General features: G+C 40.3%; 20 protein-coding genes and 1 pseudogene. 9 read left to right on the top strand and 12 right to left on the bottom strand.

The window, feature by feature from the left end; translation table 11 throughout:
* Positions 1 to 127 precede the first annotated feature (127 nt).
* The 5 genes and pseudogenes from BBP83_RS05250 (at position 128) to epmA (ending at position 5,770) form a co-directional block, all read left to right on the top strand.
* Positions 128 to 2,779, top strand: coding sequence for a sensor histidine kinase (locus BBP83_RS05250; RefSeq protein ID WP_068886765.1), 2,652 nt, complete (start codon positions 128 to 130; stop codon positions 2,777 to 2,779).
* A gap of 26 nt (positions 2,780 to 2,805) precedes the next feature.
* Entirely contained in the window at positions 2,806 to 3,519 is a 714-nt protein-coding gene (locus BBP83_RS05245) for a response regulator (protein WP_068886359.1), read from the top strand.
* A pseudogene (locus BBP83_RS15150) lies at positions 3,516 to 3,647 on the top strand (recombination directionality factor); the annotation flags it as partial. The gene BBP83_RS05245 and the pseudogene BBP83_RS15150, both read left to right, overlap by 4 nt.
* 75 nt (positions 3,648 to 3,722) lie before the next feature.
* Positions 3,723 to 4,790 carry a 4-phosphoerythronate dehydrogenase gene (locus BBP83_RS05240; protein WP_068886358.1) on the top strand — a complete coding sequence of 356 codons (1,068 nt, stop codon included), beginning with the start codon at positions 3,723 to 3,725 and terminating at the stop codon, positions 4,788 to 4,790.
* A 5-nt stretch (positions 4,791 to 4,795) separates the two neighbouring features.
* Positions 4,796 to 5,770: an EF-P lysine aminoacylase EpmA gene (gene epmA, locus BBP83_RS05235; protein ID WP_171258048.1), complete on the top strand. Its 975-nt coding sequence runs from the start codon at positions 4,796 to 4,798 to the stop codon at positions 5,768 to 5,770.
* 93 nt (positions 5,771 to 5,863) lie between these two features.
* Here the strand turns inward: epmA and BBP83_RS05230 are convergent, their stop codons facing one another.
* The 6 genes from BBP83_RS05230 to ahcY all read right to left on the bottom strand — a co-directional run bounded on the left by BBP83_RS05230 (position 5,864) and on the right by ahcY (position 15,865).
* Positions 5,864 to 7,102, bottom strand: a complete 1,239-nt coding sequence (locus BBP83_RS05230) for a multifunctional CCA addition/repair protein (protein WP_068886356.1) — start codon at positions 7,100 to 7,102, stop codon at positions 5,864 to 5,866.
* Positions 7,103 to 7,183: 81 nt separating this feature from the next.
* Positions 7,184 to 9,463 carry an NADP-dependent malic enzyme gene (locus BBP83_RS05225; RefSeq protein ID WP_068886355.1) on the bottom strand — a complete coding sequence of 760 codons (2,280 nt, stop codon included), beginning with the start codon at positions 9,461 to 9,463 and terminating at the stop codon, positions 7,184 to 7,186.
* 132 nt (positions 9,464 to 9,595) lie between these two features.
* Positions 9,596 to 12,481 (bottom strand): EAL domain-containing protein, encoded by a 2,886-nt coding sequence (locus BBP83_RS05220; protein ID WP_068886354.1) that lies wholly within the window; start codon positions 12,479 to 12,481, stop codon positions 9,596 to 9,598.
* Between the two features lie 170 nt (positions 12,482 to 12,651).
* Positions 12,652 to 13,368: a 16S rRNA (uracil(1498)-N(3))-methyltransferase gene (locus BBP83_RS05215; RefSeq protein WP_068886353.1), complete on the bottom strand. Its 717-nt coding sequence runs from the start codon at positions 13,366 to 13,368 to the stop codon at positions 12,652 to 12,654.
* A gap of 78 nt (positions 13,369 to 13,446) precedes the next feature.
* Positions 13,447 to 14,283 (bottom strand): methylenetetrahydrofolate reductase [NAD(P)H], encoded by an 837-nt coding sequence (gene metF, locus BBP83_RS05210; RefSeq protein WP_068886352.1) that lies wholly within the window; start codon positions 14,281 to 14,283, stop codon positions 13,447 to 13,449.
* 199 nt (positions 14,284 to 14,482) lie between these two features.
* Positions 14,483 to 15,865 carry an adenosylhomocysteinase gene (gene ahcY / locus BBP83_RS05205; RefSeq protein ID WP_068886351.1) on the bottom strand — a complete coding sequence of 461 codons (1,383 nt, stop codon included), beginning with the start codon at positions 15,863 to 15,865 and terminating at the stop codon, positions 14,483 to 14,485.
* Positions 15,866 to 16,154: 289 nt separating this feature from the next.
* Here ahcY and BBP83_RS05200 point away from each other — a divergent pair, with 289 nt between their 5' ends.
* Positions 16,155 to 17,087 carry a DUF4424 family protein gene (locus BBP83_RS05200; protein ID WP_068886350.1) on the top strand — a complete coding sequence of 311 codons (933 nt, stop codon included), beginning with the start codon at positions 16,155 to 16,157 and terminating at the stop codon, positions 17,085 to 17,087.
* Between the two features lie 54 nt (positions 17,088 to 17,141).
* On the opposite strand, the gene BBP83_RS05195 is transcribed toward BBP83_RS05200, so the two are convergent.
* The 6 genes from BBP83_RS05195 to radA form a co-directional block, all read right to left on the bottom strand.
* Positions 17,142 to 17,657 carry a tetratricopeptide repeat protein gene (locus BBP83_RS05195; protein WP_068886349.1) on the bottom strand — a complete coding sequence of 172 codons (516 nt, stop codon included), beginning with the start codon at positions 17,655 to 17,657 and terminating at the stop codon, positions 17,142 to 17,144.
* 91 nt (positions 17,658 to 17,748) lie between these two features.
* Positions 17,749 to 18,087: a DUF3325 domain-containing protein gene (locus tag BBP83_RS05190; RefSeq protein WP_068886348.1), complete on the bottom strand. Its 339-nt coding sequence runs from the start codon at positions 18,085 to 18,087 to the stop codon at positions 17,749 to 17,751.
* Positions 18,084 to 19,814, bottom strand: a complete 1,731-nt coding sequence (locus BBP83_RS05185; protein ID WP_068886347.1) for a PepSY-associated TM helix domain-containing protein — start codon at positions 19,812 to 19,814, stop codon at positions 18,084 to 18,086. The genes BBP83_RS05190 and BBP83_RS05185 overlap by 4 nt, the downstream gene beginning before the upstream one ends.
* 1 nt (position 19,815) lies before the next feature.
* Entirely contained in the window at positions 19,816 to 20,166 is a 351-nt protein-coding gene (locus tag BBP83_RS05180) for a hypothetical protein (protein ID WP_068886346.1), read from the bottom strand.
* Between the two features lie 607 nt (positions 20,167 to 20,773).
* Positions 20,774 to 21,766 carry a Tim44 domain-containing protein gene (locus tag BBP83_RS05175; protein WP_068886345.1) on the bottom strand — a complete coding sequence of 331 codons (993 nt, stop codon included), beginning with the start codon at positions 21,764 to 21,766 and terminating at the stop codon, positions 20,774 to 20,776.
* Between the two features lie 120 nt (positions 21,767 to 21,886).
* Complete coding sequence (radA, locus tag BBP83_RS05170; RefSeq protein WP_068886344.1) at positions 21,887 to 23,284, bottom strand: DNA repair protein RadA; 1,398 nt, start codon at positions 23,282 to 23,284, stop codon at positions 21,887 to 21,889.
* Between the two features lie 286 nt (positions 23,285 to 23,570).
* Here radA and BBP83_RS05165 point away from each other — a divergent pair, with 286 nt between their 5' ends.
* From BBP83_RS05165 to lysA, 3 genes are all read left to right on the top strand, one after another.
* Entirely contained in the window at positions 23,571 to 24,974 is a 1,404-nt protein-coding gene (locus tag BBP83_RS05165) for an amino acid permease (RefSeq protein WP_068886343.1), read from the top strand.
* Between the two features lie 133 nt (positions 24,975 to 25,107).
* Positions 25,108 to 25,332 carry an LPS translocon maturation chaperone LptM gene (gene lptM / locus BBP83_RS05160; protein WP_068886342.1) on the top strand — a complete coding sequence of 75 codons (225 nt, stop codon included), beginning with the start codon at positions 25,108 to 25,110 and terminating at the stop codon, positions 25,330 to 25,332.
* Between the two features lie 21 nt (positions 25,333 to 25,353).
* Entirely contained in the window at positions 25,354 to 26,604 is a 1,251-nt protein-coding gene (gene lysA / locus BBP83_RS05155) for a diaminopimelate decarboxylase (protein ID WP_068886341.1), read from the top strand.
* The last annotated feature ends 2 nt before the right edge of the window (positions 26,605 to 26,606 follow it).

Here is a 26,606-nt window from a genome sequence, read left to right as displayed (position 1 = left end):
CATCCTAACCTTCTCCCAAAGGGAGAAGGGACTACTTAGTTTTGTTGAATAGTTTTCAATTAAAAAATGATATGTTTAAGCACATATTTGATTTTTGAAATATAATTTCTTTAAAGATATTAATGGTATGGATAAAAATAGAACGAATAAAGCAGATGTTTTGCTGCAACACACACAGCGCTATCAATCTGGGCGCTTAACCATATTTTTAGGGGCGGCACCCGGTGTTGGAAAGACTTTTGCCATGCTGGTTCGTGCACATGAATTGGCTTTGCAAGGCAACAATATTGCCATTGGCTATGTCGAAACCCATGGTCGTGCAGAAACCGAAAACTTGGTTGCTGGCCTTGCTATTATTCCTCGTAAAATGATTGCATACCAAGGGCATCAACTGGAAGAAATGGACTTAGATGCAGTGCTGGATAAAAAGCCAAGCATCGTTCTTGTTGATGAATTTGCCCATACCAATATGCCCAGCAGTCGCCATGAAAAACGTTGGCAAGACATCAATGAATTATTAGATGCAGGGATTGACGTTTTTACCACCATGAACATTCAACATTTAGAAAGTTTGAATGATGTGGTTTTTCAAATTACCGGTATTCGTGTTGCTGAAACGGTGCCAGATCGGGTGTTTGAGCGCATTCGTGATATTCGCTTAATTGACTTGCCTGTCAATGAATTGCTAGAACGCTTAAATCAAGGCAAAGTTTATGTGCCAGAGCAAGCAGAGCAGGCTTTACAGCGGTTTTTTAATCATTCTAATTTAACTGCTTTACGTGAATTGGCGATGCAAACGGTTGCCAGCTATGTTGATAGCGATGTGCGAGAAAATTTTGCCATTCAAGGACTTACCCCCGTTCCTTTAAAAAATCATATTTTAATTATGGTGGATGGACAAGGGCATTCTGAAGCATTGGTGCGTGCAGGTTGTCGGATTGCAGAAAACCGTTTGGCAAATTGGACTGTGGTGGCTTTTTCTCAAGATTCAAAAATAACAACTAAACAAGAAAATTCACAAAGCCGTGAAATTGAGACCGCTTTAAATTTGACCCGTCAATTGGGCGGAATGACTGAAACCCTGTACGGAAAGCAACATGCCAAAACATTATTTGATTATGTGATGGATCATGGCATATCCACCTTAGTCTTGGCACAACCTGCTCAAAGCAATTTTCAGTTGCGTTTTAAGCCAAACGTTGTTGACCAATTGTTGCAATTAAAGCCTCGTTTTGAATTAAGCATAGTTCCTGTTGTGGCTCAGCAAAAATATTATTCTATTTTAGAAGCGAATGCGGGATTTTTATCGCTGAGAGAAACAGGCTATGTCGTTGCTACAACAGTCATTAGTATTGTCATTGCCAGTATTGGCGAACAATATCTGGGGATTGAAGATCTTTCGGTGATTTTCATTACCGCCGTGGTTTTTGTGGCATCGAAAACACGGATGTTGGCTGCAGTATTTTCTGCCATTTTGTTTTTTTTGGCCTATAACTTCTTTTTTATTAGCCCCAAATTCACCCTGCAAATTTCAGCGCATCAAGGCATGATCACCGTGGTGGCATTTTTGGGTGCCGCTTTAATTGCAAGCCGATTGGCATCGCGACTTAAAGAACAAGTCACGGCTTTAAAAGCAGCCAATAGCTATAACAGCATCATGCAAGATTTAGGGCAAAAACTTTCTATAGCGGTAGACTTGCAACATGTTCAGGATATTGCGCAACACAGCTTAAGTAAAAACCTAAATGCGGACGTTTGGATGTATTTCCCAGAAACCGATCAAGAAAAAACAGCGTCAGACAGTATCAGTGATAAAGAAAAAATTTCGGCCAATTGGACGTTTAAAAACCATCAACCATCAGGGCGATTTACCCAAACATTAACTGAAAATGATTGGTGGTTTTTACCATTATTGGCCTCTAAACAATGTCTAGGCGTGGTCGGGCTTAAGTTTTCATCACTACAATTGGCATTAAATTCAGAGCAAAAACAATTGGCAGAGGTGATGGTTGAATACATTGCACAAGCCATTTCGCGGACACAATTAACCAAGGCCTTAGAAATAGCCAATGTCAGTTCAGAAACAGAAAAGCTACGATCTGCACTTTTGTCATCGGTATCACATGATTTACGCTCACCCTTAGCCTCCATGATTGGTGCAGCAGATACATTAAGCAATTACCGCCATGCAATGGATGAAAAAGATCAGGATAGTTTGCTGGAGGCCATTCATTTGGAGGGTGAGCGCTTAGATCGTTATATTCAAAATTTATTGGATATGACACGCTTGGGGCATGAAGGTTTAAGCCTAAAACGTGATTGGATTGGGGTCGATGAATTGATTGGTTCAGCGGTGCGTCGTTTAAAGCGCTATATGCCGAAGTCATTGGTTGAGGTACATTTACCTGATGAAACACTCAGTTTATTTGTGCATGCTGCTTTAATTGAACAGGCTATTTTTAATGTTTTGGAAAATGCGGCTAAGTTCTCACCTGAACATAAAGCTGTATCAGTTCATGTTGCAAAGCTGAATGAAAATGAGATAGAAATAGCCATTAGTGACCAAGGTCAGGGCATTCCAGAAGATGAACGGGATCGTATTTTTGATATGTTCTATACCATGGAACGAGGCGACCGCGGACAATATGGCACAGGCTTAGGCCTCACCATTGTGAAAGCGATTATTGGTGCGCATATGGGGGAAATTGTGGCATCTTCTGCTAAAAACAATCAAGGAACCTGTATTCGCATGCAACTTCCTATACAACAAGTAGAGTGAAGTATTCTATTGATTAAGGAAATCTGATGTTAGAACAAAACATGTCAGCAAGTGCGATGGCCAATGTGCTGATTATTGATGATGAAACACAGATTCGAAAATTTCTTGATATTGCCTTGCGTGCCCAAGGTTACAAAGTCCTTCAAGCTGAAAATGGTCAGCAGGGCTTAGAACTGTTGGCTTTGCAGGGTGCAGATTTGGTGATTTTAGACTTAGGTTTGCCAGATTTAGATGGTTTTGATGTGCTGTCTGAGCTTAGAAGTTGGTCTAGCGCACCCGTCATTGTATTGTCCGTACGTGCTGACGAGGAAGAAAAGGTGAAACTGTTAGATGCAGGTGCAAATGATTATGTGACCAAGCCTTTTAGTGTTCAAGAACTCATGGCCAGAATACGTGTTTTGCTTCGTCAAGCGCAGCATGTGGTCGTAGAGTCGGCTGTTTATGATGATGGTATGTTAAAAGTTGATTTTGCACACAGGCAAGTTTTTTTGAATCAACAGCTAATTTCCTTAACACGAAAGGAATATCAGTTACTCACTTTATTGGCACAGCACAAAGGACAGTTGATTACACAACCTCAAATTTTAAAAGAACTATGGGGGCCGACACATCAGGAAGATACGCATTATTTAAGAATATTGGTGGCTAAATTACGCGGTAAATTAAACGATAATGCCGTGCAACCCAAATACATTATCACTGAACCTGGTGTTGGCTTGAGGTTTTTAAATAACTATTGATTGAAAAGAATGGCAAACGACTGCTTGAAAAAGATGTCCAATTTATCATTATTAGCTAAATTCAAAATAAAGACGGCTGGGTCAAACATCCCTTAGGTGAACAACTGCGAGTCAACAGCAAAAACCAGTTCATAAGTGACGTGTAGATAGTCACGTATTTCTATACGCGTTATGATACAGGCATAACCTAGTTGGACAATATTATGAAAATTGTTGCAGATGAAAATCTGGCATTTACAGATTATTTCTTTGCTGATTTTGGCGAAATCCATCAAGTTGCTGGTCGTTCACTCACTCATGATGAGGTTCAGGATGCCGATGCTTTATTGGTTCGCTCTGTAACTAAGGTGGATCAGGCATTAATTCAAAATACAGCGCTAAAATTCGTGGGTAGTGCAACCATCGGGACAGATCATTTAGATAGGTCTGCTTTGGCGCAGCAGGGGATTACTTGGTCGAATGCACCAGGGTGCAATGCACAGGCTGTCGCAGAGTATGTCATTACGGCATTGTTACATTTAAAACCTGAATTAATTGATGCAGATCAGCGCTTCACTTTAGGGATTATAGGTTTGGGGAACGTCGGTTCACGTTTGGCTTATATGGCGGAATTATTGGGTTGGAAGGTGTTGGGGCAAGACCCTTTTGTAGAACGATCAGGCATTCAGCAAGTTTCATTGAATGAGCTTTTCGCACAAGCCGATGCTATTTCGATACATGTACCTTTGACTTATCGTGGTGAACATCCAACTTTTCATTTAATTGATGCGAAAGCCTTATCAGAAATGAAAAAAACCGCAATTTTAATTAATTCAGCACGCGGGCCTGTGGTCGCCGAAGCAGATTTGATGGCTGATATTCGTGCTACGCAACGCCAAGTGGTATTAGATGTTTTTGAGCACGAGCCTGAAATTTCAGCCGAATTACTGAATTTGGTTGGTCTAGTTACACCGCATATTGCTGGTTATAGCCTCGAAGGCAAAGCACGTGGCACACAAATGATTTACGATACCTTTTGCAAATTACAGGGCGTACCTGCGGATAAAAAATTTGAAACACAATTGCCGACCTGCGAACCTTATTTTCAAACTCAAGAGTTAAAAGTCACTTTAAAACAGCATTTACAACACATTTATAATATTGCGCAAGATGACCAAAACCTACGGAATTGCCTGCAAGAGGGAAAAGTTAATCAAACTGCCTTTGATCATTTACGTAAAACCTATCCATTACGCCGCGAATGGGCTGCACATGGAGGGCCAAAAGCATGAGTCAAGTGAACATTCAATATCAGCCCACTTGTGATTTAAATGCAATGAAAGCTCGCGCTAAAATGTATGCGCAGTTACGTCAGTTTTTTGCAGAGCGTAATGTTTTAGAGGTGGAAACGCCTATTTTGTCGCAAGCAGGAGTGACGGATGTGTATTTAGCTTCTGTACAGGCGCATCGTCATATACAAGGCAAGAAGCAAACACATTATTTGCAAACCTCTCCTGAATTTGCCATGAAACGCCTATTGGCCAGTGGCAGTGGACCCATTTATCAAATTTGTAAAGTATTCCGTGATGATGAACATGGACGTAAGCACAATAGCGAATTTACCATGTTGGAATGGTATCGCCCCGATTTTAATTTAAAAGACTTAATGTTCGAAGTTACAGATTTACTGAATGTGACTTTAAAAGAACGTTTTGATGCAGTTCGCCCAACCGTTTTAAGCTATAAGCATGCGTTCATCGACCGTTTAGATTTGAATCCACTGCAAGCGACTTTACAACAATTGAAAGACGCTGCACGCCGTGTTGGTTTAAATCTAGATTTAGGCGATGATCGATTGGGATATATCGACTTATTGTTCTCTCATATGGTGGAACCAAGCCTCGGTTTTGATACGCCCGTATTTTTAACCGATTTTCCACCTGAATTGGCATCTTTAGCAAAAACAGCATTAGATGAAGATGGTGAATTGGTGGCCGCGCGGTTCGAGCTGTATATTGATGGTTTAGAATTGGCCAATGCTTATGATGAATTAATTGATGCTAATGTGTTGCGTCATCGTTTTGAAGCAGATAATGCAGAGCGAAAAAAACTGGCATTACATGTCATGCCAATTGATGAGTATTTGTTGGCCGCCTTACCGAATATGACGAAATGCTCAGGTATTGCTTTGGGAATTGATCGTTTATTAATGATTGCCACTGAACAGATGCGTTTAGATCAAGTCATTACTTTCCCAGCAGATGTTTCCTAGAGTATTTTTGAAGAATCTGACGATATTAATTTTTGATCATAAAAAAGTACTTAAAGACGCTTTTTTATGATCAAACTCACTTTATAGTTAAGGCTAAATGGTCTGGGTCGCAAGTTGTTTGGTTTTTAGTTCCTCAATGGCTTGGATACGCCGTTGAATCAACATCTCACCAATATCTGGCCCTTGAATATCGGCAGGTAAATCTTGTGCCTTAATGTTACGAACCACTTGCATTACATTCAAAACATATTTTGCCTGAGGGTATTCACGGTCTTCTAAACCAAGACGTCCGCGTGCGTCACATTCACAGGCTTGAACAAAGGCTTCCACTCGTTCAGGACGACGTAATACGTCTAAACGCTGTAGCAAACGCCATAATGTCCCGGGTTTGAGGGTCAAAGCTTGGTGGCATTTTAAATGCTCTTTACATACGGCCAAAGCCAATTGCTTGGTATAAGTTGGCACGCGCATGCGGTCACAGACTTCCGTAACGGGTTTAATTCCACGCTCTTCATGCATAATATGGCGCGGTAATTCTTCGGCTGGGGTCAATGCCTTGCCTAAGTCATGCACCAAGACTGCAAAACGTACATCTAAAGAATATTGGCTTTTACAGGCTTGTTGCAAAGACATCATGGTATGAATACCACAGTCAATTTCTGGGTGATATTCAGGACGTTGCGGTACACCAAACAGCGCATCTATTTCTGGAAATAAAACTTTTAGCGCGCCACAAGCGCGCAAAACTTCAAAATACTCATCGGCATGATCTTCCATTAATGCCCGTGAAGTTTCTTTCCAAACGCGTTCAGGGGTTAATGCTTGTAATTCGCCAGAGGATGCCAGTTCAGTCATTAAGGCTAAAGTTTCATCTGCAATTTTAAAACCCAAAGTTTTATAACGGGCCGCAAAACGAGCAATACGCAAAACGCGTAAAGGGTCTTCAACAAAAGCATCTGAGACATGGCGGAGTAGTCGATTTTCTAAATCGAGTTGACCACCATAAGGGTCATAAATATTGCCTGCATCATCCATTGCAATTGCATTAATAGTCAGGTCACGACGAATTAAGTCTTGCTCAAGGGTGACGGCAACATCGGTATAAAACTCAAAACCATGATAACCATGACCAGACTTACGTTCAGTCCGTGCTAAAGCATATTCATCTTTGGTTTTTGGATGTAAAAAAACAGGAAAATCTTTACCCACTGGCTGATAGCCCAGAGCAAGCATTTGTTCCGGCGTTGCACCGACAACAACATAATCTTTCTCGTGATAGGGGTGTCTGAGTAACTGATCCCGTACAGCACCGCCTACTAAATAAACTTGCATGAAAAAACCTCTATTCTTGAAGCCATCATGCTACAGAATAGAGGTTTTCTCAAGTCACAAAGTGCGATCTGACAGGCTAAATTAAAGCGCTAGCTTCTCATTTTCCTGAATTTCAGCCACAGTTAAAGCTGTCATATTCACAACACGACGTGTTGTCGCAGTTGGAGTCAAAATATGCACTGGTTTTGCAGCACCAAGCAAGATAGGGCCAATGGTCACGTTGTTCCCCGAAGTCGATTTCAACAGGTTAAACGAGATATTGGCAGAATCTAGGTTTGGCATAATCAGTAAGTTTGCAGAACCCTTGAAACGTGAGTTCGGGAAAGCAAATTGACGAATATTTTCATCGAGTGCGGCATCGCCATGCATTTCGCCTTCAACTTCTAGCTCAGGTGCAATTTGGCTTAAGATATCAAACACTTTACGCATTTTTTGAGCACTTGCATCGTGTTGATCTGAACCAAAACTAGAGTGTGAAAGTAGTGCAATACGTGGCGTAATACCGAAACGACGAACTTCTTCTGCTGCCAAAATGGTCATTTCAGCCAGTTGTTCTGCGGTTGGATTGGTGTTTACGTAAGTATCTGCAATAAATAAATTACGATCTTCCAACATTAATGCATTGAGCGTAAAGAATGTGCTACGACCTTCTTTTAAACCAATCACATTACGCACGAAATCTAAGTGAATATCGTAGCTTGAATACGTACCACAAAGCATACCATCGGCTAAACCGTGTTTGACTAGCATTGCAGCAATTAAAGTAGAACGACGACGTGCTTCACGTTGCGCGTACTCAGGTGTTACCCCGCGACGTTGCATGATTTGATAGTAATCATCTGCAAATTTTTCGTAATTAGGATTTTTTTCTTGATCGACGATAGTAATATTCACGCCGTCTTCAAGGCGTAAGCCTAATTTCTTAATATTTGCTTCAATCACTGCTGGACGACCAACAAGAATTGGTTTTGCCAAATCTTCATCGACTGCAATTTGAACTGCACGAAGAACACGTAAGTCTTCACCTTCAGCATAGGCAATACGTTTAGGGTCTGTTTTTGCTTGAGCAAAAATAGGTTTCATCATAAACGCAGAGTTATATACAAACTCAGATAAACGTTGACGATAAACTGCGAAGTCTTGAATTGGACGAGTTGCAACCCCAGAGTCCATTGCTGCTTGTGCAATTGCAGGCGCAATTTCAAGAATTAAACGTTGATCCAGTGGACGCGGAATTAAGTAGTCACGACCAAATGATGCAGATTTTTCACCATAAGATGCAGCATCTGCTTCAATGTGTGCCATACGCGCAATTGCATGTACACAAGCAATTTTCATTTCTTCGTTGATGGTTGTTGCGCCAACGTCCAAAGCACCACGGAAAATATAGGGGAAGCAAAGTGCGTTGTTAACTTGGTTTGGATAGTCCGAACGACCTGTCGCCATAATCACATCTGGACGAGCTTCATGTGCATGTTCAGGTAAAATTTCTGGGTCTGGGTTAGCAAGAGCAAAAATAATTGGATTTTCAGCCATTACTTTGACCATTTCTTTGGTCAGAATACCTGCTGCAGAAAGGCCAAGGAACATATCAGCACCGGCCATAACATCAGCAAGCTGAGAGCCTTCAATGTCTTGTACATAGCGTTTTTTAGATTCATCCAGATTGTCACGTTTGGTTGTTAGCAAACCACGCGAATCAGCAACGGTAATGTTTTCCTTTCTCGCACCTAATGCACAAAGCAAATCTAAACATGACAATGCAGCTGCGCCCGCACCTGAAGCGACAATTTTGATGTCTTCAATTTTTTTGCCAGTCAATTGTAAAGCATTCAGTAACGCTGAACCGACAATAATTGATGTACCGTGTTGATCATCATGGAACACAGGAATATTCATGCGTTCACGAAGTTTTTTCTCAATGTAGAAACACTCTGGCGCCTTGATGTCTTCAAGGTTAATACCACCAAACGTTGGTTCTAAAGCCGCGATAATTTCTACGATTTTGTCTGGATCATTTTCAGCAATTTCAATGTCAAAAACATCGACACCCGCAAATTTTTTAAATAGAACGCCTTTACCTTCCATGACCGGTTTAGACGCAAGTGGCCCAATATTTCCTAGACCTAATACGGCTGTACCATTGGTGATCACGGCGACAAGGTTGCCACGTGCTGTATAAAGCGCGGCAGTTGATGGATCACGTTCAATTTCTAAACATGGTGCGGCCACACCAGGGGAATATGCAAGTGCTAAGTCATGTTGGTTGACCAATTGCTTACTTGGTGTAACGCTAATTTTTCCTGGGGTTGGAAACTCGTGATAGTACAAAGCCTGCTGTTTTAAAGATTGATCTTCCATCTGTATCTCGTTTGTTTTGAGTTGCCCAAAAAGCGGGTAGTGTTGCTTTAATCAGCTTGAATATATCATTTGTTAGACATTTCGCCCAGACGATAAGCGATCATTATTTCAATAAACTTCGTTTTGGAATCTTTAGGATGAGATGAGTGAGGTATAAGCCGTGACATGTAAGTTTTTTTCTAAGTATAGCGTCGCTTCCGCTTCAGGAAGAGGTTTAGAAAAAAAGTAGCCTTGTACAATGTCACAGTCAAGGTCTTGTAGATATTTCAATTGCTGTTTGGTTTCAATGCCCTCAGCCACAACGACCATCCCCATAGCTTTGCCCATGGCAATCATGGCGCTGACAATGGCTTCTTGTTTGTTTTCACCAATTTTAGAAACAAAACTACGGTCTATTTTTAAAATATCAATTGGAAAGTCAGCAAGATAAGATAGGGAGGAATAGCCCGTGCCGAAGTCATCCAATGAAATGTTAATTTGACGGCTTTTAATTTCATGTAAGAGGTTTTTAATGGTTACAGAATTTTCAAGAAAGGATGATTCGGTAATTTCTAATTCTAAATTGGCCCCTGAAATACCATTGATTGAAATTGCTTCATCTAAGTCTTGTAGTAATTGGCCACGACGTAATTGTTGCGCCACAATATTGACAGAGACACAAATATTCGTAAAACCCATTTCATTCCAAATTTTTATTTGCTTGGCTGTTTGATGAATCACAAGGCGCCCAATGTCTGAAATTAGGCTGGTCTGCTCAGCAAGCGGAATAAATAGGCCGGGTGGAATAATGCCTCTTTTGGGATGATTCCAGCGAACTAGCGCTTCAAAGCCGTGAATATTTTTATCTCTGAAATTAATTTTCGGTTGGTAATACACCACAAGTTCATTGCGCTGAATGGCTTTACGTAAATCTTGTTCGAGGAAAATACCATCTTCTAGCAATTTTGTACTTTCAGTTGAATAATAATATGTGGTGTTTCCTCCTAAATTTTTAGCTTCTGAAAGGGCTTGTTCGGCACAGTTATTTAAATAATCCAGTTGGCGACCGTGTTCAGGGTAGAAGGCAACCCCCATTGATAAGGTAATTAAATGGTCTTGTCCAAGAATGTTAAATGGCTGGCTAAATGCTTTGGTAATACGCTCACAATGCTCAATTACGGAAGGGCGGATATGTGAAATTTCATAGACAATTGAAAAATCATCACCATTTAAATGGGCAAGAAATAGGGCCTCTGCATTGGTCAATCTAAGTCGCTGAGCCACTTGACGCAATAATTCATCCCCCCCATTATTGCTTAAATATTCATTCAATGGACGGAAGCGGTCAATGTTTAAACGAATAACGGCCAGTTGTTTGATAGAATCTTTTTGTGACACAAGGTATTGATGTAGCTGATAATTATAATAAAACCGATTGGGCAAGTCGGTCAGCGTGTCATAGTTTTCTAAATAAGATAAGCGCTGTTCTTGTAATTTTCGTTCGGTTAAATCGGAAACAATTCCAATATAATGGGTCACACGATCTTGCTCGTCGGTGATGGCATTGATGTGCATCCAAATAGTCAGCTCTTTACCTGAAAGAAACTTTTCATTGAGTTCACCGTCAAATTCACGGGCTTTTTTGACTTGATTTAGTATGTTTGTATGAATCGTGCGCTGTTGTTCTTTATAGTTGGCAGTAATATCAAATAAATGTTTACCGATGAGCTGTTCGTGCTGAAAACCAGTGAGCTGTTCATAAAAGGGATTGACATCAATATAGCAAAACTCATCATTTAGGATAAAAATGCCTTGCGCTGCTTGTTCTAAAACACTGGCTGCAAGTTTTAAGCGTTCTTGAGAAATACGTTCTTGATGAATGTCTCGACGAATACCCACCATACGTGTGGGTTTCTTGGTTTTAGGGTCACGGGAAATAACGCGTCCAATGTCATGAACCCAATTCCATTTGCCTGTTGTGGTATTTTGCAAGCGGTAAGTCGATTCATAACGATCATTGTGACGGCGCAAATGTTGCTTCATTGCATCTTTGAAGTGATCGATATCGTCAGGGTGAATGACATGCTGTAATTGCTGATGGTGCTCTTTAGAATTGCGTTGTGTTTTTTCTTGATTGTTATTGGTGATTGAAATTTTACGGTCTTTAATATTCCAATCCCATGGTCGTAAACCTGCAATTTCGTGAGCCAATACTAAATTTTGTTGTTGGTTTTCTAAATCTTGATTCATTTGCTGAATATCAAATGTGCGCTCTTTGACTTTTTGTTCAAGCATTTGATTGTTTAGCTGTAATTGCATTTCAATATTTTTGGAGTGATTAATTTCACTCTGTAACTGTTGGCATAACTCATCACTCCAAGCCACTTGTTGTTCGGCATCTTGCATTAACAAACGATTTTTAGCATGTAAGATCGCAATGCTTTTATGAATACGATACGAAGTTGATGCGCAGAGTAAAAGAACAATGAAGGCAAAATTGATGGCGAGGCTAAATAAGTGATTGCTTTGTTCAATAAAAATAAATTGTGAGACTAAATAAGGCACAATAGAGGGTAGAAAGGCCAAGCAAAAATAATTTAGTTTTTGTGTTAAGTAGGTTAAACCAAAAGTTTGAGTCACAATGAGCAATAAAGCAGACAGTGTGAGCGCCTGAATGTCTGTGAAATTGGGATTAATAGCGGGCAGGTGATAATAAATAATGAAAATACCTGCAGCAATGAGTACCCCGATAGATAAACATTGAAACTGTATCCAGCGATTTGCGACTTTTAAATCATAGTGATTGGGCTTAAAAAATGTGGTGCTAATTAGCCAGCAAAAACTGGCAAAAAGCTCTGTAATAATAAACCATAAGTTAAAATAGAAAGAAGGCGAACTAAAATAAATTTGATAGATGCAAAATAAATATAGGCAAATAACGAGAATACTGACCAAAAAATAGCGACTCAAGCGAAGTGTATTCGCTATTTGTGCAGTATGGTTACACTGCTTGATATAGTCATATTGATCATCAGTCATCAATATAAATGCCTTATTAAAAATACAGTCGCGGAAATTGCTATTTTTATTGGTCCAAACGATATTTTCTTATCAATATAATTGGATTTTTAGATCTCTAACGTTAAGACTAATAAGCTTATAGTTAAAAATCAATCAAATCATATACAGAAATCTATAATTCAGATGAATTAAAGCACAAAATTGTAGTTCAGAATAGAGAGCGCAACAATAGGTGCAGTTTCTGTACGTAATACGCGCGAACCAATACACCAATTTTTAAAGCCTGCCTGATTGGCCAGTTGGATTTCTGCTTCACTCAATCCACCTTCTGGGCCAATTAAGAGCGCAATATCTTTGGTTGCATCTACCAGTACATCAGTTTCATCTTTATTTGGAGCCAGCACGAGTTTAGTCGCAGGAAGTTGAGATGCAAGCCAATTGTCTAAACTGACGGGTGCATAAATTGTAGGGACTGTGTTCATTCCACATTGTTCACAAGCGGCAATTGCAATACCTTGCCAATGATCTATTTTCTTTTGGTCTCGATCGTACTTTAAACGCATTTCACAGCGATCAGAAGTGAGTAGCTGAATGTTTGAAACACCTAATTCCACAGCTTTTTGAATAGCATAATCCATACGATCGCCTTTACTCATCACTTGACCCAATAGGGTTGTAAATGCAGGTGTACGGTTGTCTGGATTAAATTGCTGAATAACAACAGTGGCTGTTTTTTTATTGATTTCGGTCAGTGTCGCTTGATATTCACCGCCTTGTCCATTAAATAAGGTTGCGCTTTCACCGACTTGAGCACGTAATACTTTCACCCAATGGTGAAAGACAGTATCCGTTAATTCAACATGCGTATTTACAGCTAAATCTGCTTGAATAAAAAAACGCGACATGTGGTATGGCTCTCAACAATCAATAAAAAGGAATTCAATTTGGCCTAATCGAAATTAAGCCAAATAATATATTTAAAATTAAGCTAAGCCTAAGTCCAAGACCAACTGACGGTTAGGTTCAGTTTGGTTCATGGTATAAAAGTGCAAACTTGGTGCGCCACCTGCAATCAGGCGTTCACATAAATTCACTACAACTTCATGGCCGAAAGCTTTAATACTTGCAGTGTCATCGCCATAGACAGCCAATTGCTTGCGAATCCAACGTGGAATTTCAGCACCTGTACCATCTGCGAAGCGAATAAGATTACTGGCATTGGTAATGGGCATAATGCCTGGCGCAACTGGAATATCAACACCTTCTTTTTGAATGCGGTCTACAAAGTAGAAATAGGCATCTGGATTAAAGAAGAATTGAGTAATTGCCGCATTTGCACCAGCATTGGCTTTGTCACAAAAACGTTGAATGTCTAAGTCAAAACTTTCAGCTTGTGGATGCATTTCAGGATAAGCCGCCACTTCAATTTGAAAGTGATCGCCCGAATGTTCACGAATAAACCGTACCAAGTCGGTTGCATAAGGTAATTCGCCTAAGCCGACTTGACCTGACGGTAAGTCACCACGCAATGCAACAATACGGTCAATACCTTGTGATTGATACAAATCAAGCAGTTCTGCAATACGTGCTTTGTCATCACCAATACACGATAGGTGAGGGGCAACAGGTGTACCTTTACCATTAAAGTCATTGATGGCAGCTAGAGTACGTTCACGGGTTGAACCGCCCGCACCATAAGTCACAGAGAAAAAATCGGGGTTCAATAGTTGTAGTTCTTGATGAACAACGCGAAGTTTTTCCGCACCGACATCTGTTTTGGTCGGAAAGAATTCAAACGAAATAGGAACACGTTTGGTCATGGTTAAATCCTTTTTTATAAGACTTTTTATTCATTTTCACCCTCTCCCTAACCTCTCCCAAAGGGAGAGGAGTTATTCATTACTGAATATTTTGCAGGGAACAAACCAAATTAATTTACATGAACGAAATTGAATTTCATTCGTTTATTAATCAGGTGATCACCCCCATCCCTCTGGGAGAGGAATGGGGTGAGGGTTATTAATATTTATAAGTCTCAGATTTGAATGGACCTTCAACGGCAACACCCAAATAATCAGCTTGAACTTGTGTTAATTGTGTCAACACGCCACCAAAACCAAGAACCATTGCCGCTGCAACTTCTTCATCTAATTTTTTAGGAATAAGTTCTACACGGATTTGAGCCGCTTTTTCAGATTCAGGAAGATCAGCAAATTTTTCAGCAAATAAATGCATTTGACCCAATACTTGGTTGGCAAAAGAACCGTCCATAATACGTGAAGGGTGACCCGTTGCATTACCAAGGTTCACTAAACGACCTTCAGAAAGAAGGATTAGGTAGTTATTTTCGTCTTCTGAACGATACACTTGGTGTACTTGAGGTTTAACTTCAACCCATTTGTAACCACGTAAGTAGTTGGTATCAATTTCAGTGTCAAAGTGACCGATGTTACATACAACTGAACCTGCTTTTAGTGAATCTAACATTGCAGAATCACAAACGTGGTAGTTACCCGTTGTTGTTACGATCAAGTCTGTATTTTGAAGAAGGTCAAGATTGATGTCTTCTTTTTTACCAGTTTGCACGCCATTTTTGTATGGAGAAACAACTTCATAACCGTCCATACATGCTTGCATAGCACAGATTGGATCAACTTCAGTTACACGTACAATCATACCTTCTTGACGAAGTGATTGTGCAGAACCTTTACCAACGTCACCATAACCGATCACAAGTGCACGACGACCAGATAAAAGCATATCTGTACCGCGTTTAATCGCATCATTTAACGAGTGACGGCAACCGTATTTGTTGTCGTTTTTAGACTTAGTAACTGAGTCATTTACGTTGATTGCAGGAACTTTTAGTGTTCCGTCACGAAGCATTTCGTACAGACGTTGTACGCCTGTTGTTGTTTCTTCAGTTACGCCGTGAATTTTTGCAATCACTTCTGGGTATTTTTCATGAACAAGTAATGTTAAATCACCACCATCATCCAAGATCATGTTGGCATCCCAAGGCGTACCATTTACATTTACTTGTTGATCTAAACACCAGTTGTATTCTTCTTCAGTTTCGCCTTTCCAAGCAAATACAGGAATACCCGCAGCAGCAATTGCGGCAGCAGCATGGTCTTGAGTAGAGAAAATATTACATGACGTCCAACGAACTTCTGCGCCCAATTCAACGAGGGTTTCAATTAAAACCGCAGTTTGAATGGTCATGTGAATACAGCCGAGAATTTTCGCGCCTGCAAGTGGTTTTTCCGCTGAATAGCGTTTGCGTAAGCCCATCAGTGCAGGCATTTCTGCTTCTGCAAGTTTGATTTCTTTACGGCCGTAATCAGCAAGTGAAATATCAGCAACTTTGTAATCTGTAAATGAAGCAGTAACCGCGTTCATCTGGATCTCCTAGATAAAAAATAGATTGGATCGTTATGTTCGCGGATGCCGTTGTTGACCAAATTGAACATTTGATCGATGGTCGAGCCTAGCGATTTTACCTTTAGCATTGATAAGCTAATGTGTAAAACGTCGCAGCACCCCTCGACTAGCGGAGTATTGTACTTGGAAATGAATTTTGTTCCAATCTGAAATTGATTAATATCTAACTGATAAGTCTTTGAGGTGTAGAATTGATTAAATAATGGCTGCTCAATTTAGTGAGCTGACTTGGAGTAGAACAATAATCATGAAAAAAGTAATGATCATTTTAAGTGTAATTTCTATGTCAACATTGGCCAATGATTCCACAGGCTATGTCGCCACGGGCGGTGTACAGTATCTTAAAAACAAAGATGTTCAAATGCTGAGTGAAGATTTATTGATCAGTAAAAAAATGATTCAAGTCGATTATCAATTTAAAAATTTAAGTCCTCGAGACATTACTGAAACCATTTTATTTCCGCTTCCTAAAATTGAGAACTTTTTTGAATCTGATTTTGCAGATACAGAGCGATTGCTTAAAAGCTTTAAGGTTCAGATCAATGGGAAATCGATACAACCAGACATGCATGTGCGTACATTTATTCAAAAAGATGAAAAGTCGGCACCACTTGATTTAACGGTTGCATTTAAAGAATGCGGTTTTACTGAAAAAGAAATGTTGAATCCGTGGAATCGGCAAGATTATGCATATGAAATTTTTGAGAACAAACTGAGAAATTGTAAAAATACAGAACTACAAAAAGCACTGCCAAAAGATAAAAATGAAGTCATTACATGGTCTGCTCAAGTGATTTACAGTTGGAAGCAAACCTTTAAAGCAAATGCTTTAACCCACGTGCAACATCAATACGCACCGCTAGTTGGTGGGTCTGTAGCCGTGTATCCAGAAGAAGACATAAAAACTTATTGTATGGATCAGAATTTTAAAGCAGGTTTAAAAAAGGCAAAATCACAACATGCACCTTATCAAGCCTTGGGTTATATTTTAAAAACAGGTGCCAATTGGGCAAAGCCAATTCAAAACTTTAAACTTACCATTGAGCGTGATTCAAATGAATTGGTTTCCTTTTGTTGGGAAGGAGATGTGAAAAAAATAAGTCCAACACAATTTCAAATGGTTAAAAAAGGTTTTATACCTAAACAGGATTTAGAGATTATTTTTGTGCGGAAATTTTAAGAACGAATGATTTGCATGAAAAAAGCCCATCAATAGACGGGCTTGGTTTAAATCTTATTTTTCTTCAGCAATATGAGCTTTATCGTTCCAGTAATCGGCCTTTGCATCGTCTGCATCTACCCCTAAACCATGTTCATAAATGCAAGCCAAGTCACGCATGGCTTGTGCTTCACCCAACTCTGCTGCTTGTTTTACCAGTTCTACAGATTGAGCAACATCTTTTTCTGTGCCATTGCCACTTCGGTATAAACTGGCTAATTCTAAAATCGCACCCGCATGATGACTTTCACTGGCTTGTTTTAACCAACGGTAAGCATGTTCAAAATAGGTTTTGGCTTCTTCAGGGTCTTCTTCAAGTAATTCTTTTGCATAAAATGAATAACCTTCACCCAGCCAATACATGGCTTCTACATGACCCAGTTGAGCGGCTTTTAGTGCCCATTCTTCGGCAAGTTCGACATGTTCTTCATTTTCACTTTGCATATAAATTTCAGCAAGTTCAAATTGTGCTTCACGGTTGCCCGCTGTTGCACGGTTAAATAGCTCTGGGGAGATAGGAAGATCAGACATAGTAAATCCAAAAGGGCAGAATATGCATAGCCTAATCGGTTGTAATACAAAAGCCAATCCGAAGATTGGCTTTTGTGGTGGAATGCTTTATTCAGAAGAGATGAATGAGCCCAGAAAGTGTAGCTATGACAGCGGTGATGATGGCTATGGTTTTCATCTTTGTTTCTAAATAGCTTAAACATAGTCCTGTGAATAAGGCTGCAAAAGTTAAAGCACCTAGCCAATAGCTCATCATATTGCTGACAGAACCAGAAACGATACAAATAAATAGAGCAATTATTAACAAAATCCAACCCATTATTGTGGTGAACTTTGTTTTTTGGACATCCAATTCATGACCGAAAATCTGTTTTTGATGTTTAGCCATAGAGCTTGCAAGTGCAAAGAAACCTAAATTACTCATGGTCCAAATAAAGAGAAAGAACATCATGCGTCAGTCTCCTGTGCTGTGATTTTTGGCACTTTGGATTTTTTAGCGGGTAAGCCTTTATGCTTTTTTACCTTATAGAATGAATAGGCAAACAAGGTGGCCAGTACCCACATCGCAAGGTCAAAGCTGGCAATCATCCATTGGTCATTTGCAATGCTATTCCAAAGTGCTTGACCGCCAGTAGTAAAATTAATGATGGGCAATAACGCGAATGCCACAGTCGCCAAAGCCAAAAGTTCTAACCATGCTTGACGATGAGTACGGAACATTGCATAGATAAGGGTAAGCAACCAGACAATAAAGAAACTTCGTATTTCCCAATCTAAGCGATTTTCTAAGTGACTGGGAATAAATCGGTTGGCATGGAAATAGGTAGCACAAGCAATTGGTAGCCCAATAATTGCTGCAATATTCGTGACTTCAACCAGACGATAGCCGAAAGATTTATACCCTTGTTTTTGCTGTTGTGGAGCGCGTTTAACACACCAAAGAATTAAACCTGTAGCAACCATTAACGTGCCAACAATACCCGATAAAAATAGCAACCAACGGAGTGCTAAATCGACACCACGAGCTTCGTGTAGCGTAGTAACAACATTATAAATGCCCATTGGAATGGATGGATTATTGAGACGGTCATTTTCATCTATAATCTTTTGACCCGTCACACCATCAAAATTTAGAGTTTGATAAACATTACGATGTGCAACACTTTCACCGTGCAAAGCACGTAATTCAATTTGGGCTTGATTGGTATTGGGGGCAATAATATTGATGCTTCCAATGGGGTTAGACTTCCATTGCAATTGTGCATTTTCAATTATAGTTGTTAAACCTGCCAGCGGTGCGGGATGTGCTTGGGGCTTTTCACGTTGACGTCTACTTTCGCCATTGCCTCTGGTTTGCAGGTTGCCATGTTCAGCACTATTTTCATTCGCGCCTTGGCGTTGGTTTGTGGCTTGGTTTTTATTTTCTACCTTTCCACCTTGCACCATAGTACGGTTTTGTTCTTGCAGAAATTGTCCACGGTTTTCATAAATCTGTTCTATTCCCCAAGGCATCAGCATAAACATCAGCAACAATAAACCACTGAATGTAATCATTATATGAAAGGGTAGCGCCAGTACGGCGGTTGCATTGTGTGCATCTAACCAAGAGCGTTGTCCTTTGCCTGAACGAAAAGTGAAGAAATCTTTAAAGATTTTTTTATGGGTAATTACGCCACTGATAATAGCGACTAACATCAGTAATGTGGCGACACCAACCAGCCAACGTGCCCAAAGACGAGGCAAGCCATAGAGTTCAAAGTGGAATCGATAAAGGAAACTACCGCCACGTGTGTCACGAGCTTCCAGAACTTGACCTGTTGCACTATCAAGTGTAATACGTTTACCACCTCTACGCGCGCGCGGGTCTTCGCCTTGCTCACGAATGGTCAGTTGTGTGGTGTTTTGACGCGAGTTGGGCAGTTGAATGCTCCAACTTCCTGCATGTGGATGATGTTGTTGTAAATAATCTAGCGCGACTTTGGTTTGCTGAATTTGAGAAGCTTGAGGTACAGATTGATGTAACTCGGGTTTCATCCACACAGTAATTTCATTTTGAAAAAAACTTAAAGTGCCTGTTAGAAAGATGGCATATAACAGCCAGCCTAAAATTAAACTGGCCCATGTATGTAGCCATGACATGGACTGACGCGGTCCTTCCGCTTTGGCATCTGGACGCATGTTAGTTTCCTAAAATTCTAATCAGGGCAAAGAGGACAAGGCAAGGAACTACGATGCCCAAAGTCGCTTTTAAGGTTTTATTGACCATAAAAACCCAAATAAATGCTGTGGTATGAAGTAAAAAAGCCACAAGTGTGGCGCTCATGGCTGCACTGGCACGATATTCAATAAAATATTGTGCAATAACCACGGCACTTAAACTGGCTAGGACATAACCACCAATCAAGGCTAAAGCAAAGCGATAAAAAATCATAAATCGATAGCTGATTAAGCTTGTATTGACACTTTGTTTATTTTGGAATGGGGCTACATTCGTTTTGAGCGTAGTAATTTCTAATGGAGAGCTATTCATGATTTTAGGTCAAAATACAATTATAATTTCAATAATCTAAATGATAACAATTAACATTTAGATTTAATATAGCCAGTTCAAAAAATATTATTTTGGTTAACATGAGTGGTTTCTTAAAAAGTGAATAGAATAAAATAGCCATCAAGCGTATTGGTGTAAGGAGCGTTGAGTCTTTAAATCTTAATGATTCGTTTGTAAATAATACTTAAAATCAATTATTTGACAGATTTTTTTGTAAATTTTTTAATTTATATCAGTCATTTATAAGGTAGAAATAATAATTTTTTAACAGATGTTAGATGTATAAATATCACCTAGAAGCTTCATTTTTCCATCCTTACGCTCCGTTCTGAAGTCGTGTCTTAAAATTGGCTTAGGGTGTTATATCTAGAAAATGAGAAATTTTTATCTACTTCTACGTTTTGAAAGATGAACACAACCTCTATAGAAAATATAAAAACTGAATGAACCCCAAATAAGGCTGTGCTGATTTTTTAAATGAATATGAGGTGTTTTTTGATTTATACCAGTTATTTAATGGTAAGTTTTGATTCAATTGATTAAAAAAATAGCAACCGAAGTTGCTATTTTTTACTGCATAACAGTATTAGCTGTCTTGTTGAATACCCGCAACCAACCAATCTTGATCAGAACCAGCAGGCTTCACAAAGTGCCAAATTTCTGCAAACGGTTGCGGTAAGCTGTTTAAGTCTTCACTCACTGTACCAGTGAAGCGCACGCTTACTACATATTGACCATTTTCAGTTATTGCATCGGCTACCATTGCATTTAAGTTAGAGAACTCAGCCACGTCTTGGTCTTGATTTTCCATAATATCATTGCGCATAGACTGATATAAATCAGGCGTTAGGTAGCGCTGAATTTCTGCAATATTGGTTGCAGAGTTCATTGATTGAATATGGTTAAAACGTTGGCGTGCAACACGTAAGAATGTAGCGGGTTCAGAACCATCAGGTAATTGACTACCTGAGTTTGTGTACGCGCCACCTGCAAAAGGTGCATTGTTCACAGGGGTGTTCGATGCACCGTTACCACCAACAGACTGACCAAAAATATTGCTATTGTCGCCAGCAGGGCCACGTGGTGCAGTATTTTGCTGACCAAATGGCGCACTGTTAGACGGGCCGTTATTGGGTGAAAATGGGTTATTGGCTACTTTTTTTTTTGCGCCCATCTTACGGAAAATAAAGAAGGCAGCACCTGCAGCAAGTAAAATCCAGATCCAACTCGGAATACCACCTTTTTCTTCAGCAGGGGCAACCTGCGCTTCAGAAGCGGGCTGAGTATTTTTGTCATCTGCCATGGCATTTGCAGCAACCGCACCAATTGCAGCACCTGCTACGCCGGCAGCAACCATACCACCAATATTAGAACCAGATTTTGCTGGTGCGCCTGCAGTTGCTGGTTGTTGAGTTGGTGCAGCTTGACGAGGCTGTTGGTAAGACTGAGTCGGAGCGGCTTGACGGCTCATACCATGGCTTTTACCGCCACCCGCACGTTTTGCCTCAGCAGTTAAAGGGGCAACCAATAAAGCTGCAGTTAAAACGCCTGCAATCAAACCACGCTGTCGAACTTCCATTAAATTTTCCTAATATAAAAAATAAAAATATTGCCCTGTATTTATGCAGGCATTTGCTCTGGATTTCAATACAAAAAGCGTATTTTATTGAAAATTAAAAGCAAATAACCTATTTGAAGATTAACTCAGCTCTTCACTCAGGCTCATGGCTTCTGCTAAAGCTTCATGTAAGCGTGCAACAGCAATAATATTGACGCCAGCGATAGGGCTTTGTGGTGCATTGCCACGTGGTAAAATAATATGTTTAAAGCCATGTTTGATGGCTTCTTTTAAACGTTCCTGTCCATTGGGTACAGGACGAATTTCACCCGATAAACCCACTTCGCCAAAAACGGCCAATTGCTGCGGTAGAGCCTTTCCGCGAATACTGGATGCACACGCCAGTAATACAGCAAGGTCAGATCCAGTTTCGGTAATTTTTAAACCACCGACAATATTGACATAAACATCTTGCCCAGAGGTTTGCACACCACCGTGGCGATGCATAACCGCCAACAACATATTTAGGCGGTTTTGGTCTAAGCCCAAAGCTACACGTCGCGGTTGGCCTTGAGAGTCATCGACCAGTGCTTGTACTTCAACTAAAAGTGGGCGTGTGCCTTCACGGCTAATAAGTACAATTGAGCCGGGAATAGCTTCATCATAGCGGCTTAAAAAAATGGCAGAAGGATTTGACACTTCTCGAAGACCCTTATCGGTCATGCCAAAAACGCCCAATTCATTGACTGCGCCAAAGCGGTTTTTGACAGCACGAATCATACGAAAACGCGAATCTGATTGACCTTCAAAGTACAGAACACAATCGACCATATGTTCTAAAACACGAGGCCCAGCCAATGCACCTTCTTTGGTCACATGGCCCACCAGAAAAAGGGAGGTTCCACTATTTTTAGCAAAGCGAGTAAGTAGCGCAGCCGATTCACGAATTTGCGAAACACCGCCGGGTGCAGACTGTAAAGTTTCGGTATAAAGCGTTTGAATAGAGTCTAAAATGGCGACGGCAGGGCGTTCATGCGTTAAAACTTCGCAAATTCGCTCCACGCAAGTTTCCGCCATAACTTTCAGTTGATCGGTCGGTAAGTCTAAACGCTGCGCCCGAAGGGCAACTTGCGACAACGATTCTTCACCTGTCACATACAAGGCATGATTTTGGGCAGACGCCATATAGGTAGCGGTTTGTAGCAAAATGGTGGATTTCCCAATACCGGGGTCGCCCCCAATCAGAACGACTGAACCTGTCACCAATCCACCACCTAATACACGGTCAAACTCACCAATCCCTGTTGCAAGGCGAGATTCTTTTGAAACTGAAACTTTATTTAAGGTGGTGATGGACGAAGCTTGACCTGCATAACCGCCACTTGCCCCCATTTTGGGTTGCGCACGATGAATAACCGCAGGTGCAATGCTCACTTCGCTGAGACAATTCCATTCACCGCAGTCCGTACATTGGCCTGCCCATTTAGGATGATCAGTCCCACATTGTTCGCAACGGTAAACAGTTTTGACTTTACTCATGTAGCTCTTTATCTGTATAAGAAATTATGGATGGTGAGAATGTAGCAATAGCTGTTTATAAACACAATTTTTTGTCAGTTATTCTCACCATAATTTAAATTGGCACGCAAAATGCTGATTTATTCAGGGATAGGCTAAAACAGATAAGGATACAGGTGACATTGTTTAAAAAAACTTCTAAAGCGCGATAAAGCGTCTAAATATTGATAAATCTCTCCAAAAACTTTTTCGATTTTAATTTTTTTGGGCTACTTTTATACACTGAATTCTGAGAGACAAAATAACAATGTCAAATGAAAACCTCAGTTCAACTACCGAAGATAGTGAACTAAAACGAAGTTTATCCAACCGTCATTTACAATTGATTGCAATTGGCGGCGCAATTGGTACTGGTTTATTTATGGGGTCGGGTAAAACGATCAGCTTAGCTGGGCCATCAATTTTACTGATCTACATGATTATTGGTTTCATGGTTTTTTTCGTCATGCGTGCGCTTGGTGAATTATTGCTATCAAATCTTGAATACAAGTCTTTCATCGATTTTTCTACAGATTTAATTGGCCCATGGGCAGGTTATTTTGTCGGATGGACCTATTGGTTGTGCTGGATCACCATTGGTATTGCAGATTTATCGGCAATTATTTACTACCTACAGTTCTTTAATGGCGGGATAGCTTTCACACCCGGGGAAGGGGTCATGATCAGTGTGGCCGCCATTGTATTTATCATGGGCTTGAACTTGGTGACCGTGAAACTGTTTGGTGAATTGGAGTTCTGGTTTGCACTAATTAAGATTATTGCCATTGTGGTATTAATTGCGGTGGGCTTATGGATGATCTTTACAGGTTTTACTTCCACGACAGGTGAAGTTGCAGCATTTTCACATCTTTGGTCGCATGGTGGTTTATTTCCTACAGGGGTAACGGGCTTCTTAGCAGGTTTCCAAATTGCAATCTTTGCCTTTGTGGGCGTGGAATTGGTCGGTACAACGGCTGCAGAAACCAAAGACCCAGAGAAAAACTTACCCAAAGCCGTGAACTCAATTCCAATTCGTATCATTGTTTTTTATGTGTTGGCTTTGGTTATTGTGATGTCTGTTACGCCATGGAATAAAATTGATCCAAGTATTTCACCGTTTGTGAATTTATTCAGCCAAGCGGGTATTGCAGCGGCCGCAATTATTATGAATTTGGTGGTGTTGTCTTCTGTTATGTCCTCAATGAACAGTGGTGTGTTCTCTACAAGCCGAATGTTATTTGGTTTGTCACGTGAAGATCAGGGGCCAAAAGCTTTTGGTCGTTTGAATAAACGTGCTGTTCCAGCCAATGCACTTTATTTCTCTGCGGTGTGTTTGTTATTAGGTGCAGCCTTACAATATTTCGTTCCAAATACAGTTGAAGCTTTTACTTTAGCCACGACTTTATCAACGATTTTATTCATCTGTGTTTGGTTAATGATTATCTGGAGTTACATCGTTTATTACAAAACTCGTCCAGAGTTACATGCAAAATCTACCTTTAAACTTCCGGGTGGATTGTTTACGTGTTGGATGGTCATCATCTTCTTTGTTGGTATGATTTATGTGCTTTCTTTAGAAGCAGATACCATGAAAGCACTGATGGTGAGTCCAATTTGGTTCGTTATTTTAATTATTGGTTACTTTGGTTTTTATAAGCCAAAACACAAATAATTGAAGCAAATGAAAAAAACGCCAGTTATAAACTGGCGTTTTTTTATGACTAAAGATAAGCTCTAGCGTTTAGCGCTTCGGTCATGCAAATGATTGCGCTATACTTCTTCGAAAATATGAGATAGGTGAATAGATGCGTCAAGCCATTTGCTACATCAGTTTATGCGCAATAGGTTTTGCATTGAGTGGTTGCGGTCAGTCTGGTGCTTTACAGCTTCAAAGCGACCCAAATTTTGACTCGCGTGCAAAATATTTACTTCATTCAGCTACGCAAGCGCCTAAAAAAACTGAAGAAAACAACGAAATAGCTCCAGTTCAGTCACCAGCAGAAGTTGAAAATTCAAATTCTACACCTTAACTCTTAAGCAAGGATACATTCATGAGTTTTACCCGCATTAATGGGGTTTTGCATGCAGAGCAATGTTCATTACAACAGCTCGCAGCGCAATACGGCACACCACTTTATGTCTATTCAAAAAATACTTTGGCCAAGCATTATTTGGATATGGACCGTGCATTTAGCTTTATCGATCATCAAATTTGTTTTGCGGTAAAGTCTAACTCTAATCTTGCGGTATTGAATGTATTGGCCAAACTGGGTGCAGGTTTTGATATTGTGACTGGCGGTGAGCTAGCACGGGTATTGAAAGCGGGTGGCGATGCATCGAAAATCGTATTTTCTGGTTTAGGCAAAACGGAAACGGATATTCAAAAAGCGCTAGATGTTGGTATTGCCTGTTTTAACGTAGAATCTTCAGCGGAACTCGACCGTATTCAAAAAGTAGCGGCAAAATTAGGCAAGCAAGCGCCAATTTCATTGCGTGTGAATCCCGATGTCGATGCAAAAACGCATCCGTATATTTCGACAGGCTTAAAAGAAAATAAATTTGGTATTCCATCAGACAGCGTTTATGAAACCTATCAATACGCAGCGTCTTTGCCAAATTTAAACATTGTGGGGATTGATTGTCATATTGGTTCTCAATTGACTGAAACACAGCCTTTTGTCGATGCTTTAGACCGTGTCATGGTGATGATTGAGAAACTCAAAGAATTGGGTATCCATCTAAAACACATCGATATTGGTGGTGGGCTTGGTGTGACTTATAAAGATGAAACACCGCCATCTGTTGAAGAATATGCCAATGCCATGAAGCCTGCTTTAGAAAAATTAGGCATGAAAGTGTATATGGAGCCAGGGCGTAGTATTTCTGCCAATGCAGGCGTATTACTGACCAAAGTGGATTTGTTGAAACCGACTAATCACCGTAATTTTGCGATTATTGATGCGGCTATGAATGACCTGATTCGTCCTGCACTCTATGAAGCATGGATGGACATTCAGGAAGTGACACCGCGTACCGATACCGAAGTAAAAGAATGGGATGTGGTGGGTGCAATTTGTGAAACAGGCGATTTCTTAGGGAAAGAACGTCAATTGGCGATTCAGGAAAATGACATTCTTGCGGTGATGGGTGCGGGTGCATACGGTTTCGTGATGAGCTCAAACTACAACAGTCGTGGGCGTGCTGCTGAAGTTATGGTCAATGGAGATCAGTCATATTTAATTCGTGAACGTGAAAGCATTGAATCCTTGTGGGAACGTGAATGCTTATTGCCAGAGGAGTGATG

Source organism: Acinetobacter celticus (assembly GCF_001707755.1).
GTDB classification, from domain to species: Bacteria; Pseudomonadota; Gammaproteobacteria; order Pseudomonadales; family Moraxellaceae; genus Acinetobacter; species Acinetobacter celticus.
The sequence above is the reverse complement of the archived record's forward strand: the minus strand, read 5'-3'. Positions and strand labels throughout refer to the sequence as shown.